The sequence below is a fragment of the Nodosilinea sp. LEGE 06152 genome, from assembly GCF_015207525.1.
In the GTDB taxonomy this organism is placed as follows: Bacteria; Cyanobacteriota; Cyanobacteriia; order Phormidesmidales; family Phormidesmidaceae; genus Nodosilinea.
This window is the reverse complement of sequence record NZ_JADEWR010000018.1, coordinates 24,997-38,175: the sequence shown is the minus strand read 5'-3', so window position 1 is coordinate 38,175 and position 13,179 is coordinate 24,997. Positions and strand designations below refer to the sequence as shown.

Annotated in this window: 11 protein-coding genes; 8 read left to right on the top strand and 3 right to left on the bottom strand. The window is 59.4% G+C overall.

Going from position 1 to position 13,179, the window contains the following annotated elements:
- Positions 1 to 59: 59 nt before the first annotated feature.
- Together IQ265_RS21285 and IQ265_RS21280 are read left to right on the top strand one after the other, a co-directional pair.
- Positions 60 to 977 carry a glycosyltransferase gene (locus IQ265_RS21285; protein ID WP_194057313.1) on the top strand — a complete coding sequence of 306 codons (918 nt, stop codon included), beginning with the start codon at positions 60 to 62 and terminating at the stop codon, positions 975 to 977.
- An 84-nt stretch (positions 978 to 1,061) separates the two neighbouring features.
- On the top strand, positions 1,062 to 2,270 hold the full coding sequence (locus IQ265_RS21280) for a hypothetical protein (RefSeq protein WP_194057311.1): 1,209 nt from the start codon (positions 1,062 to 1,064) through the stop codon (positions 2,268 to 2,270).
- A gap of 36 nt (positions 2,271 to 2,306) precedes the next feature.
- Here IQ265_RS21280 and IQ265_RS21275 read toward each other — a convergent pair whose 3' ends face one another.
- Positions 2,307 to 2,774, bottom strand: a complete 468-nt coding sequence (locus IQ265_RS21275) for a response regulator (RefSeq protein WP_194057309.1) — start codon at positions 2,772 to 2,774, stop codon at positions 2,307 to 2,309.
- Positions 2,775 to 3,217: 443 nt separating this feature from the next.
- Between IQ265_RS21275 and IQ265_RS21270 the strand changes: the two genes are divergently transcribed.
- Together IQ265_RS21270 and IQ265_RS30705 are read left to right on the top strand one after the other, a co-directional pair.
- Complete coding sequence (locus IQ265_RS21270; protein WP_194057307.1) at positions 3,218 to 4,549, top strand: AAA-like domain-containing protein; 1,332 nt, start codon at positions 3,218 to 3,220, stop codon at positions 4,547 to 4,549.
- Positions 4,549 to 8,127, top strand: coding sequence for an AAA-like domain-containing protein (locus IQ265_RS30705; RefSeq protein ID WP_347404997.1), 3,579 nt, complete (start codon positions 4,549 to 4,551; stop codon positions 8,125 to 8,127). The genes IQ265_RS21270 and IQ265_RS30705 overlap by 1 nt, the downstream gene beginning before the upstream one ends.
- Before the next feature lie 72 nt (positions 8,128 to 8,199).
- Here IQ265_RS30705 and psaK read toward each other — a convergent pair whose 3' ends face one another.
- Positions 8,200 to 8,478 carry a photosystem I reaction center subunit PsaK gene (gene psaK, locus IQ265_RS21260; protein WP_194057305.1) on the bottom strand — a complete coding sequence of 93 codons (279 nt, stop codon included), beginning with the start codon at positions 8,476 to 8,478 and terminating at the stop codon, positions 8,200 to 8,202.
- A gap of 259 nt (positions 8,479 to 8,737) precedes the next feature.
- On the opposite strand from psaK, the gene IQ265_RS21255 reads away from it, so the two are divergent.
- The 4 genes from IQ265_RS21255 (at position 8,738) to thiD (ending at position 12,563) form a co-directional block, all read left to right on the top strand.
- On the top strand, positions 8,738 to 9,163 hold the full coding sequence (locus tag IQ265_RS21255; protein WP_194057304.1) for a hypothetical protein: 426 nt from the start codon (positions 8,738 to 8,740) through the stop codon (positions 9,161 to 9,163).
- 56 nt (positions 9,164 to 9,219) lie between these two features.
- The gene (locus IQ265_RS21250) at positions 9,220 to 10,125 is read left to right on the top strand and encodes an FtsQ-type POTRA domain-containing protein (RefSeq protein ID WP_194057303.1); all 906 of its coding nucleotides are present in this window, start codon (positions 9,220 to 9,222) and stop codon (positions 10,123 to 10,125) included.
- 480 nt (positions 10,126 to 10,605) lie between these two features.
- Complete coding sequence (ftsZ, locus tag IQ265_RS21245) at positions 10,606 to 11,739, top strand: cell division protein FtsZ (RefSeq protein WP_194057550.1); 1,134 nt, start codon at positions 10,606 to 10,608, stop codon at positions 11,737 to 11,739.
- Between the two features lie 2 nt (positions 11,740 to 11,741).
- Complete coding sequence (gene thiD / locus IQ265_RS21240; RefSeq protein WP_194057302.1) at positions 11,742 to 12,563, top strand: bifunctional hydroxymethylpyrimidine kinase/phosphomethylpyrimidine kinase; 822 nt, start codon at positions 11,742 to 11,744, stop codon at positions 12,561 to 12,563.
- Between the two features lie 81 nt (positions 12,564 to 12,644).
- Here thiD and IQ265_RS21235 read toward each other — a convergent pair whose 3' ends face one another.
- Positions 12,645 to 13,175, bottom strand: coding sequence for a hypothetical protein (locus IQ265_RS21235; protein ID WP_194057301.1), 531 nt, complete (start codon positions 13,173 to 13,175; stop codon positions 12,645 to 12,647).
- Between the last annotated feature and the right edge of the window lie 4 nt (positions 13,176 to 13,179).

The following is a 13,179-nucleotide window of genomic DNA, read 5'->3' as shown; positions in this document are numbered from 1 at the left end:
TGCTAAGCAGCCAAAGTCCTGCGTTCACTTCCACCCGTCGACCTTTACCCGCCACGACCATGAGCCATCCCGTCCCTGTGTTCTCTATTGTAATACCGACCTACAATCGGCCCGACCGCCTGGCGAGCTTGCTGCAAAGCCTGACGCAGCTGAGCTATCCCCGCGATCGCTTCGAGGTGATTGTGGTTGACGATGGCAGCAGCCCGCCCATTGCTCCGGTGGCAGAGACCTTTGAGTCGACCCTCAACCTCACCCTACTGCGGCAGGACAACAGCGGCCCCGCCCGCGCTCGTAATACCGGGGCGGCCCACGCCCGGGGACAGTACCTGGTGTTTACCGATGACGACTGCCAGCCCTACCCCGACTGGCTCACGGCGCTAGAGACTACGCTGCACCAGCAGCCCACGGCGCTGGTGGGTGGCTACACCGTGAACGCCCTACCTGAAAACCTCTTCTCAACCGCCAGCCAGCTTCTGATTGACTACCTGTACGACTACTACAACAGTCGCCAGGCACCCAGCTTTTTTGCCTCCAACAATTTTGCGATGGCTACCGAGCAGTTCCGCCAGAGCGGTGGGTTCGACACCTCCTTTCCGCTGGCGGCGGGGGAAGACCGGGAATTTTGCGATCGCTGGCTACAGCTGGGGCTACCCCTGGCCTATGCACCAGCAGCCAGGGTGAGGCACACCCACCACCTGTCGCTGCGGCGGTTTTGGCGGCAGCACTTTAACTATGGGCGGGGAGCCTACTGCTTTCACCAGGTCAGGGCTCGCCGGGCCGATGAGCAGGTAAAGGTGGAGCCACTACGGTTTTATTGGCAGTTGCTAACCTATCCCCTCTCGCGACAGCCTCAAATTCAGGCTATGGTTTTGTCGGGGCTGCTATTTTTGTCTCAGGTGGCCAACGTGGCTGGCTTTTTCTGGGAGCGCAGTCAGCAGAAGACCACAGCCGCCTCGACTCCGGCAGCTCCCTGCTAGCCTTGGCCCCAGGCTAGCAGGGCCTCCCACTTGACTGCATGCCTGAGCAGCTGTTTTCTCCTGAGTTTAGAAATCCTTTCCGCCATGAAACTGCAATCCTTCAGCCACTCCCAGCAAAAGATTTTGTTTCTTGGCGGCATTACCGTGATTTATTTGGCCATTGTCGCCTGGCTCGATTTTTTGCAGGGCCCGCCCTATTGGGATGAAGTCAACTTTTGGAAGTCGAGCCTGACCTTTAGCGATAGCCTGCTGCCGTCACTGTCTGACCTGCGGGAGTATCACAGTTTAAACACCCCCCTGCCCTTCATGATCTTTGGATTTTTAGAGTACCTGTTCAACCAGGGCATGGTGGCGGGAAGGCTGCTCAATTTGGTACTGTCCTTAGGAATTGTGGCTGTTATTGGCTGGCCCAGCAGACAGAAGGGCGGTCGGGCCATTTTATGTTTGATTGGGCTATTTTTATGCCCGTATTTTTTATTTCTCAGCGGTCGGCTCTACACCGAAATGGTCGCCTGCACCTGGGTGCTGCTGGGGTTTGTGGCCTACGTGCGCGATCGCCACTGGCTGAGCTGCCTGGCCTTTGTGCTGGCGATTTCTTCGCGGCAGTATATGCTGGCGTTTCCAATGGCGATCGCCACCTACGAGTTTTTAGCGATCGCCAACCAGTACCGCCAGGGGCAAGCGGTGAGCCTACGTCAGCACCAGCGCTGGCTGGCCCCGGCCCTGGCCAGCCTGTCGTTCTTGGGCTGGATTGCGCTGTTTGATGGGCTGGCTCCCACCAGTGCGATCGTCGCTCATGCGCCCGAAGTTCAGCAAAGTACCCTGGCCCTGACTCCCGGCGGTATAGTCAACTTTCTAGCCTTTGTTGGAGCCTATATCGTCATTCCAGAATGGCTGCTGTTTCGCCCCGCCAATCCCCTGCAATCCCTGCGTAACAACCAGAAAAAATGGCTGCTCATTGCAGGCGGTCTGCTCGTTTTTTGCCTGATCTTTCCGCCCCTAGATACTCCCTACGGCAACATGGGCAAAGTGGCCGAGCTGCTGCCTTTCTACGCCTTAAACCTGGCCATGTTCTACGGTCTGGCCCTGCTCACCTGCCTGCGCTTTGCCAAGCCAGATCTGCTGTTTTGGATAGTGGCCTTCAACGCCCTGATTATGATGAAAGCGATTCCCTGGGATCGCTACGTGCTGCCGCTGGTCGTCGCCTTTTGGTACCTCAAATCGATCCACTACCCCAAAACTCAGCTCAACGCTGACCCAATCCAGGCCGACCCCGAAACCCGCCTCGCTTAGCTCCCCGCTGGCACTAATAAGCTGAGCGGTACGTGCCTAGTTCTGATAGGTGACCCAGTTCAGCATTTGAGCAATCTGGTGGCCCAAAATAACGGGGTCAAAGGGTTTAGCAATCACCCCCGCTACGCCCATCTGCTCAAAGCGAGCATAGTCTCGCGCCATGACCTGAGACGTCAACAGCACAATGGGAATGTGGCGGGTTCTAGGGTGAAACTGAAAGGCCGGCACCAGGGCTATCCCCGTTAGCCGCGTCACCGAAATTTCTAGCAAAATGGCGTCCCACGGGGGGCTGGTGTCGAAATCGACGGTGCTGGGGTCACAGCAGACGGTCACCTGCCAGCCCTCAAACTCCCTCAGGGCATCCTGTACCAAAACGCAAATGTCGGGTTCATTGTCAATCAGCAGCAGTTGCCGAGCGGCACCCTGGTTCCCTGCGGCTCGGTGACAGGTGAAATTAGAACCTGCCGAGGCGGGCGACGGGGCGATGATGTGGGAGTTGGCCATACGGTTTTTTAACGTTTAGCCCTGTGGCAGTAGCGACGCAAAAAATTAGATAGGCAATTTGTTCTGAGATTTTGGAATTTGAGTTTGGTGTTGAACAGTTTATTTTGATGGCCGAAAGCCAGTCGCAGACAGCTCTCAATGCGCTATTTGCCCATAAACGGCTAAATAATTGCCTGAGACAGCCTTAACATAAGTTAAGAAGTAATTTGGTGTCTACTCAAGATCGCAAGATATTTCAGCAAGATAAAACCGACAGCACTGAGGTTTACAATTTGGCTTGAATGGGGTCATGGGGAAGCCGCAGTTGGGCTTGTAATCGAGTCTTGCTTTGAGTAATTTTGATGGCGAACGGATGACGAATAGCGCCGCCGCTGCCTTTGGTGCCGATGCCCTTCGGCCTTCGTTATTCTTCAAGCTAGGCGCAAATTATGTCTGTGTAATCAATGACCCAAGCCATGACCTCAAGCGATCGCCGCAAACGGGGCGTCGTGCTGAGCTCCCAAGGGTGGCAGCGACTGCGAGCCGCTGAGCAGCAGCTGGCCGCCCAGCATAATAACGGCAACCCCTATACCCTCGATCAGCTGTGTGCCGTTACCGGGCTAAGCGCCAACACTCTGGTTAAGGCCAGACGGCGGCAAAAGCCCGTCGACCTTACCACCCTAGATACCTACTTTGCGGCGTTTAATCTTGTGCTAACCGCCGACGACTACCTGCTTCCCGAAGACACCCAGCGGCTTGAATCTTCCCTTACCCCTCAGCGCGGCCCCCTCAACGGCCCGCTGTCCCTCGACTCACCGTTCTACATCCATCGACCTGGGGTCGAGTCGAGCGGCACCCAGGAAATTTTGACGGCTGGGGCCATGGTGCGCCTCAGGGCTCCACGCCAGTTTGGCAAAACCTCACTGATCAATCTCCTGTTGGGCCATGCCCAAGACTATGGTCTGCGGTTGGTGGTCGTCAGCCTGCGATCGATCGATCGCCGCTGCCTGGGGGATCTCGATCAAACCCTGCGCTGGTTTTGTGCGGTAGTGGCCCGCGCCCTGGGTCTACCAAACCAGCTCGACCAGCGCTGGGACGGGCTGTTTGGCGGCATCTACAGCTGCACTGACTACTTTGAAACCTACCTGCTGCCCGCCTCAGACCAGCCCCTGCTGCTCGTGATCGATGACCTGGATGAGCTGTTTACCTACGGCGATGTGGCCACTGACGTTTTGGGCATGCTGCGGGCCTGGTACGAGCAGGGCCGCTACGGGACCGAGCAAAACCTTTGGCTACAGCTGCGGCTGGTGATTGCCCACTCGACCGAAGCCTGGATGCCCTTGAACATTCACCAATCACCCTTCAACGTGGGGTTTTCCGTTGAGCTGCCCCCCTTCAACCTCGACCAGGTGCAGGAACTGGCTCTGCGCTATGGTTTGGCCTCAGACGAGGGCGATCTGCTGCAGCTGCTCGACCTGGTGGGAGGGCACCCCTACCTAACCCAGCTCAGCCTGTTTCACCTGGCTCAGCAGCCTCTAGCTGCTGTCGTTGAGCAGGCGATCGCCTACGACGGCATCTACAGCAGCCACCTGCGCCACCAGCTGGAGATGCTCGAAGCAGAAGCTGAACTCAGTGAAGCTATGGTTCAGGTAGCTACCAGCTCCGCAGGGGTGAAGCTGCCGCCCCAGGTAGCTTTTCGCTTGCAGGGGCTGGGGCTGGTACGCTTTAGACAGCAGCTCTCGGTGGCCAGCTGTGAGCTATATCGCCAGTATTTTGCCACCCTGCTGGAGAATTAGTGCTCACCCAGTCGCTCAAGTCGCCCTATCAAGTGGGGGGTAGCCTACCGCCTACCGCGCCTACCTACGTGCAGCGGCGCGCCGACGCCACCCTTCAGCAACAGCTGCTGGAGGGCCATCTTTGCTACGTGTTCAACGCTCGACAGATGGGCAAGTCGAGTCTGCGGGTGCATACCATGACGGTGCTAAGTCAGCTGGGGGTGCACAGCGTAGCCATTGATCTCACCGCGATTGGCAGCCAGCAAATCACAATTGACCAGTGGTATGCCGCGATCGCTGCCTCTTTGGTGCGGGGGCTAGCCCTACCGATCGCCCTGGGTCAGTGGTGGCGCAGCCAGGCTCACCTGCCGCCCGTCGCCCGCCTGGCCGAACTTATCGATCAGGTGGTGCTGCCCAGCCTGGCGGCACCCCTGGTCGTTTTCATTGACGAAATCGACAGCATTTTGGGGCTGGCCTTTCAGACCAATGACTTTTTTGCCCTGATTCGCACCTGCTTCAACCGCCGCGCCGACAACCCAGCCTATCAGCGGTTGACCTTTGCCCTATTTGGGGTCGCTACCCCCAGTGCTCTGGTTGCCGACAAGACCTGCACTCCCTTCAATATCGGCCAGGCGATTGCGCTAGAGGGCTTTACGCTGGCGGAAGCGCAGCCCCTAGTTACTGCTCTCAAGCCCTGGGTGAGCGATCCCCAGCCGGTTCTAGAGCGAGTGCTGTACTGGACTGGGGGACAACCCTTCCTAACCCAGAAACTTTGCCATCTGCTCGTCACCGCTGCCGGCCAGTCTAGCCAGACTGCCGCTGCCTGGGTTGACGATTTGGTGCAGCGCCACATCATCGAAAATTGGGAACTGCACGACGAGCCCGAGCACCTCAAAACCATCCGCGATCGCCTCTGGCATCAGCCCCATCGCCTGGGGCAGCGGCTGGGATTTTACCAGCAGGTGCTGGAGCAGGGGGCGGTTGCTAGTGAGGGTTCGCTCGATTTGGCGGAGCTGCTGCTGCTGGGTCTCGTCGAGCGCCGAGGCGGCTACCTTCAGGTCAAAAACCCCATCTACCGGGCGGTGTTTAGCCCCGCCTGGGTTCGGCAGCAGCTCAACGACCTGCGGCCCTACGCCGCTCCCCTCAATGCCTGGGTAGCCTCAGACTACACCGATGAGTCGCGACTGCTACGGGGTCAGGCTCTGCAAGAAACCCTGACCTGGGCTGAGCACCAGCGCCTCAGCCCCCTCGACTATCGATTTTTGGCCGCCAGTCAAGCCCTCGATCAGCGCGAAGCCCTGGCTCGGCTAGAAGCCGATCGCCTGGTCGAGGTTGAGGCCCGACTGGCGGTGGAGCACCAGCGCCGCCTAGAGCAGCAGCGGCACCTGGACCAGCAGCGACTGCTGCTGGGGACGGTGACGATCGCCCTGGTGGCGGCCACCGGCCTGGGGTTTGTGGCCCGTCGCCAGTACCGCCAGGCCACCCAAAACGAAGCTAATGCCATCGTGCGCAGTGCCGAGGCGCTGCACTCCTCCCAGCAGTCTTTTGAGGCGCTGCTAGAGGCAATTCGAGGCCAGCAGCGGCTGCGGCAGTTGCCCGGAAGTGACCCCGCCCTGCAGGCCCAGGCCGACGCCATTTTGGAACGCATTGTGCTGAGCATTCACCAGAAAAATCGCCTCACCGGCCACCGGGCGGCGGTGCTGGCCACCAGCTTCAACCCCAGCCCAGACTACGCCGGGCAAATAGCTACCGCCGGGGTCGATGCCACCATTCATCTCTGGCAGTCCGATGGCACTCTATTCAAAACTCTAATCGGCCACCAGGCGGCAATTCGCGCCCTTGCCTACACCCCCAACGGTCGCCACCTGGCCTCGGCGGGCGACGATGGTACCGTTCGGCTCTGGACGGCGACAGGAGAGCTAAAAAGCACGATTGAGACCCCCATCCGCGGCATCTGGAGCATGGCAATCAGCCCTGACGGCACCGCGCTGCTGGTGGGCGGAAGCGGCAACCAGGTGGAGGCCTTTAGTCTGGCGGAAGATGCGTCAGGAGCTTTGTCGGGAGAACGCATCGGTCAGTTTCAGCACCCCGGTGAGGTGACTGGCATTCGCGCCATTGCCTACAGCTCCCGGAAAGACGCGATCGCCATTGGGGGCAACGACAACACAATTTCGATGTGGCGGCCCGATGGCCAGTACTTAGGCCGTCTAGAGGGCCACAGCGCCCCCGTGCACACCCTGGCCTTTAACCCGGCAGGCGATCGTCTGCTCAGCGGCAGCCTCGACAAAACCATCAAGCTGTGGACCCTAGACGGCACCCTGCTCAAAACCCTGGTGCACCACAGGGCCCCGGTCAAAGCGATCGCCTGGAGTGCTAATGGGCAAGAATTTGTTTCCGCCAGCTGGGATAAAACCCTGGCGCTGTGGAGCGCCAGTGGCACCCTGCTGACTACCCTAGAGGGCCACAGCGCCGCCGTTTGGGGGGTAGCCTACAGCCCCGATGGGGCAACTATCGCCTCCGCTGGGGCCGACAACCAGGTGCTGCTGTGGCAGCCGCACAGTCCCTTTTATCACAAGCTGCAGGGGTTGAGCAGCCTTGCTCTAGGAGCGGTATTTAGCCCCAGTGGGCAAACCCTCGCCACTGCGGGCAGCAACCAGTTGCTCACCTTAATTAACCCGGCCAGCGCCACCGTGAAAAGCTTTCAGGCTCACCGGGCCGGCATTACCCGCCTGGCGCTGCACCCCACTCAGCCCTGGCTGACCTCTGCCAGTGAAGATACCACCCTCAAACTGTGGGACTTTGACGGAAACCTGAAGCAGACCATCGGCGGTCACGACGCAGCTCTGTTGGGGGTCGCCTGGCACCCCAGCGGTCAAGAGCTGGTTGCCAGCACCGTGACGGGTCAGCTCTACCGGCGGGCGGCTGACGGCAGCGCGATCGCCCAATGGGTAGGTGCAGCGGCCCCGATTTGGGATGTGGCCTATAGCCCCGATGGCGCGCAGTTTGCCACCGCCAGCAATGACGGCAAACTGCGGCTGTGGAGCCGCGAGGGCGATCTGCTGCACACCCTAGAGCACGGGTCGGCGGTGTGGCGGGTGGCCTACAGCCCCGACAGCCGCTGGATTGCCACCGGTAGCGGCGACAATACCGCTCGCCTGTGGCGACCCGACGGTACCCTGGTAGCAACGCTTAGGGGCCATCAGGCGGCGGTGTGGGGGGTCGCCTTTAGCCCCGACGGTAGCCTGCTGGCCACCGCCAGCATTGACGAAACGGTTAAGCTCTGGAGCCTCAACTGTCTCTCCGGTCAGCTCTGCCCACGGGGAGGGCTCACCCAGCCGACCCCAGCTCTGATCAACACGCTTAAACAGCACAATTCTGGGGTACGCAGCGTAGCCTTCAATCGCGAGGGCACCGTGCTGGCCTCAGTAGGAGACGACGAAACCGTGGTGTTCTGGAAAACAGAACCGATCCTGAGCCTTGATCCTCTGGCCTACGGCTGCGCCTGGGCGACCGACTATCTACAAACCAACAGCGGCATTGCAGAGCGCGATCGCCGCCTCTGCCAGGGGCTTAAACCCGAGCCTAAATCTCGGCCCTAAATGCCGTGAGGATGCCGGTAGACTCAGCCACCGGCATCCTCACGTTGAACCTCTTGACGTTGGCGAACAACCCTAGAGCACGCCCAGATTGGCCAGGCCCAAAATTGCCCCGGCCCCTAGCAGATGGCCAAAGCTGGTGGTTCCCAGCAGGGCAGGTAGCCCCATGCCGCCAAAAAACTCAGGGGAAGGCAGCGACGGCTTAGCATCGGGAATTTGAATAGTGAACCGGCCAATGGCGATGGCCAAAAGGTTGCAGACAATCATCACAGCGGCCACCTTAGGGCTCCAAGCAGCCGTGTGGGGAACCGTCGTGGCTAAAAGGGGTAGAAATGCCAATGTACCAGCCTCCATAAAATGCAGTGGGTCGGCAAGTCACTTGCCTAGGCCTACTTTTTCACGGCACCAGGAAATTCTGTCGGCTGCCGTTGCAAGACTTTACAATTAGTAAAGCAGCCCATTGCCGCTGCGGCGCTAGGCCGAAAATTTGGACGGAAAGTAACCACACACTAACCGTTGCCCCTACCTCCTGAGGAGAGATATTTGTTTTCGGCTACCTGTATGCCCGGTTTCTGGGTCAACCTTATGTCACACGAGGTAGAGATAGTTATCTATGGAACGAGGACTTCTGTGGCTGCCCCTGCTGGCGGTCTTTATTGGGTTGGCCTGGGCGGGCTGGCACGAGTACCAAAAAGTGCAGGCCTACGAAGCTTGGGCGGCCGCGTTTGATCGCAGCAAGTATGACATCAAAGCCATGCTCGGTCAGCGGGGCGATCGCCTCACCTGGGGCCGCCCCACCCGTCAGGGGCCCATCGACCTCACTGACCTGTCCCTCCAAGACATCACCGACCTGCGGCTAGAGATTGACGGCCAGCCTGTGGTCGACGAGGCCCAGCCGGCCAAGGGAGACGTTGCGCTGGCCCTGGCCACCGCCAGCGGTGAAACCTACCATATTCCCTTCACCGACAGCGATTTAGCGCTGCGCTGGGAAAAAGCGTTGCATCAATCGCTACAGGCGCTAAAATCGGCATCAGCCTAAAGGCGGCTGGGGTTGGCAGGGGCCAAAATACGCGAGTAGAAAGCCCTCCTTACCCCTTGACCCCGCGTTTTGTGGCAGCTCCGATCGCCGGGCTACGCCAAGCCCCTTCCTATGCCATGACCCGCGTTTCACCCCTCTCCCGCGACGAACTCAAGAGCCGCCGCCAGAGCCTCAGGCGGCGGCGGCGCATCTCCATTAGCCAAGCGCTGTGGCGGTTTTGGGCCCTCTCGGGGCTCACCGCCGCAATTTTTTGGGGCGCTACTCGCCCGGTGTGGCTGATCCATAGCCCGACCCAGATCAACGTCAGCGGCAACCATCTGCTCAGCGATGAGGCCGTGCAAAACCTGGTGCCGCTCCAGTACCCCCAGGCGCTGATGAAGGTTGAGCCAGAGCTGTTGGCCCGCCAGCTGCGCGATCGCGGCCCCATCGTTTCTGCCGAAGTCACCCGCCAGCTTTTGCCGCCGCGCCTCAACGTTCGGGTCGAAGAACGCGTACCTGTGGCCGTGGTGCTACCCGTCGGCAAGAGCGATCGCACCGCCGACAATCAGTACCTCCAGGCCGGATTTCTCGATGCCCACGGTGCCTGGATGCCCCTGTCCAGCTTTGGCATTGGCAGCGCCTCGCCGCAGTTGCCAACTCTACAGCTGCGTGGTATTCAGCCTCAGTACCAGCGCTACTGGCCCCAGATCTACGAAACGATCGTGAATAGCCCGGTCGCCATCACCGAAATTGACTGGCACGACCCCAACAACCTGGTGCTAGAAACCGCCCTCGGTACGGTCTACCTCGGTCCCTACAGCCCAGAGCTAGAGCAGCAGCTGGCTACCCTCGATCGCATGCGCAACCTGCCCAACCAGCTTACCGACAACGAAGTCGCCCGCATCGATCTCAGCAACCCCAGCGCGCCCTCAATAGCCGTAGTAGAAGCCGATGCCCCATCGACAGCTACCCCCCGACCCTGAGCGGCGGCAGGGGGTGGCCCAACAGGTCAGCCCTAGACCCCTGCCCACGTCGGCAAAGATTTTTTGGCTCAAAATTGACCCAATATATCCAGACAGGAGCGTTTATTTTTTGGGTTTCAGTGGTTAAATCAGGTAGTTTAAGACTTGCCAAGGCGATTTGGTTTTTTCCAGCGAAGTACTCTATAGTTGTCTAGAATCAGCCGGGGCTTAGATTTTCAAGACTTAGGTGCTATCTTCGGTTATCTAGTACGGGTAATTAATATATTGTCTACGGCCTTAAATTCTATGCTCCCCGACGACCCCCACGGCAATGGTGCTGGCCACAGCGGCGCTGACTACGAGGCTTATTTGTCTCATCAGACAGAATCTGTCTCCTCCGACCCGCGCTCGTCGGCTGATGCTGTGACCGCTTTCGCTAGCCCGTCTAACCCGTTTAGCCACGGCGAGCTTAACTCCAGTCAACCCCACAATGCCAGAGCTATGCCCGGAGAAACGTACACCAACAACACGGCTTTGCCCAGTAGCGTCGCCCGCATTAAGGTGATTGGGGTCGGCGGTGGCGGCTGCAATGCCGTCAACCGCATGATTAGCAGCGGCCTCGCCGGAATCGAGTTTTGGTCGGTCAATACCGATGCCCAGGCCCTCGATACCACCACCATGACCAACAGCCTGCATATTGGTCAGAAGTTAACCCGTGGGCTAGGGGCGGGGGGCAACCCGGCCATCGGTCAAAAAGCCGCCGAAGAATCGCGCGAAGAAATTGCCGCCGCCCTAGAAGAGTCGGATCTGGTATTTATTACCGCCGGTATGGGTGGGGGTACCGGTACGGGGGCGGCCCCTATTGTGGCCGAAGTTGCCAAAGAAGCGGGAGCACTGACTGTTGGGGTCGTCACTCGCCCGTTTACCTTTGAGGGGCGTCGCCGCATGAATCAGGCCGACGAAGGCATTGCTGCGCTTCAGGGCCGAGTCGACACACTAATTATTATTCCCAACGACAAGCTGCTGTCGGTGATCTCTGAGCAGACTCCGGTGCAGGAGGCCTTTCGTACTGCCGACGACATTCTGCGCCAGGGGGTGCAGGGTATCTCTGACATCATTACGATCCCCGGTTTGGTCAACGTTGACTTTGCTGACGTGCGGGCCATCATGGCTGATGCGGGCACGGCACTGATGGGTATTGGCACGGGGTCGGGTAAGTCTCGGGCGCGGGAAGCGGCGATCGCGGCGATCTCCTCGCCGTTGTTAGAGTCTTCCATCGATGGAGCGTCTGGGGCGGTGTTTAACGTCACGGGTGGCTCCGACCTCACCCTCCATGAAGTTAACGCGGCTGCCGAAATTATTTACGAAGGGGTCGACCCCAACGCCAACATTATCTTTGGGGCCGTAATCGACGAGCGCATGCAGGGCGAAGTGTGCATCACCGTGATTGCCACTGGTTTTAACCACCGCGCTGGAGCCCAGCCCGAGCTAGAGGTGGCCCGCGTTACCCCCTTTAAGCGCACGCTGTCGGCTCCACCAATTACACCTCCGGCCAGCAGCGGCTCCAGCGGTCTAGGGGCAGGGCTGGATATCCCTGAGTTTTTGCAGCGGCGACGGCCCAACAACAACCGCTAGCCATGACCACGCCGCCCCCCTGGCCTGCGGCCCTCACCATCGCTGGCTCTGACAGCGGCGGTGGGGCTGGTATTCAGGCCGACTTGCGCACCTTTGCGTTTCACCTGGTCCACGGCACCAGCGCTCTCACCTGCGTCACCGCCCAAAATACCCTGGGGGTAACGCGAGTCGATGCGCTACCGCCCGAGGCCGTGGTGGCTCAAATTGAGGCCGTTACTGGCGACATTGCGGTGCAGGGGGTCAAAACCGGTATGTTGCTCAACCAGGGCATTATTCAAGCGGTGGCCCAAGCTCTGGGTTCGCTGCCTCAAAACATTCCCGTGGTGGTAGATCCGGTCATGGTGTCGCGTACCGGGGCGCAGCTAATTGACGATGACGCGATCGCTACCCTGACCCGCACCCTCATTCCCCAGGCGCGCATTCTCACGCCCAACCGCCATGAGGCCCAGTTGCTTAGCGGCCTAGAAATTTCTACCCTGGCGGATATGGAAGCCGCCGCCCGTCACATTTATCAGCTTGGTCCCCAGGCGGTGCTAGTCAAAGGGGGCGGCATGGCCGATCGCCTCCGCAGCACCGACGTTTGGTTTGATGGGCATGAGGTGGTGGTTCTAGCCACAGACGTTGTCGAGACCACCCACACCCACGGCACGGGCTGTACGCTATCGGCCGCGATCGCGGCCAACCTGGCGTTAGGCAAAGCTCCCCTGAGCGCTGTCAAGGATGCCAAAGACTACGTCACCAGTGCGCTCAGGCACGCTCTTGCAATTGGCCAAGGTCAAGGCCCTGTTGGCCACTTCTTCCCGCTGCTGACTGACCAGCCGTAGAGTGCATAACGCTGAGGCGAGGCCACGCCAACGCGTTAGCAATGCACCTAAGAGAATCAGGTCATACAGCCGCTCACACCATTACGGAGTCGGTGGCTGCGGCCAAACAGAATCCCAATCGGGACATTGGCGTTCTTCCTCGGGGCCAAAGGGGTGCATGGCGCACACCAAAGTATTGCCGCCGTAGGTCTGACCGCAAAAATTTCGGCAGCCGACACAGGCAGGATAATTTTGCAGCAGCGGCTCAACGGTGTTGTTGATGGGGCTCGAGACTTCCTCAAACCACTGGTCAATACCCGATAGGCCCGTCACCAGCGGCCCCAATATTTCGTCAAGCTGATCGACCACGTCATCGACCTGCGTATTAAGGGTAAATCGCCAGGGTTCTACAACATGGTTGAGCTCATCCACAATGCGATCGATCTCCGGGTCGATCGCCTCTTGTACCTGTTCAGCCCATTGATCAGTTCTCTGTAAAAGAGCATCTGAGGCGTGAACCAGCTGCTCCGTAAGTTCATCTAGCCAACGCTCAGTGTCTTCACTCAGCTGCTGGGTAAAATCTTGTACGGCGGTGCCAAAGGCATTAAAAAACTGCTTCGACCAGTCATCCATAGGG

Coding starts and splice junctions, on each gene's coding strand:
- IQ265_RS21285 (WP_194057313.1), top strand. CDS start 60: ATGAGCCATCCCGTCCCTGTGTTCTCTATTGTAATACCGACCTACAAT.
- IQ265_RS21280 (WP_194057311.1), top strand. CDS start 1,062: ATGAAACTGCAATCCTTCAGCCACTCCCAGCAAAAGATTTTGTTTCTT.
- IQ265_RS21275 (WP_194057309.1), bottom strand. CDS start 2,774: ATGGCCAACTCCCACATCATCGCCCCGTCGCCCGCCTCGGCAGGTTCT.
- IQ265_RS21270 (WP_194057307.1), top strand. CDS start 3,218: ATGACCCAAGCCATGACCTCAAGCGATCGCCGCAAACGGGGCGTCGTG.
- psaK (WP_194057305.1), bottom strand. CDS start 8,478: ATGGAGGCTGGTACATTGGCATTTCTACCCCTTTTAGCCACGACGGTT.
- IQ265_RS21255 (WP_194057304.1), top strand. CDS start 8,738: ATGGAACGAGGACTTCTGTGGCTGCCCCTGCTGGCGGTCTTTATTGGG.
- ftsZ (WP_194057550.1), top strand. CDS start 10,606: ATGCCCGGAGAAACGTACACCAACAACACGGCTTTGCCCAGTAGCGTC.
- thiD (WP_194057302.1), top strand. CDS start 11,742: ATGACCACGCCGCCCCCCTGGCCTGCGGCCCTCACCATCGCTGGCTCT.
- IQ265_RS21235 (WP_194057301.1), bottom strand. CDS start 13,175: ATGGATGACTGGTCGAAGCAGTTTTTTAATGCCTTTGGCACCGCCGTA.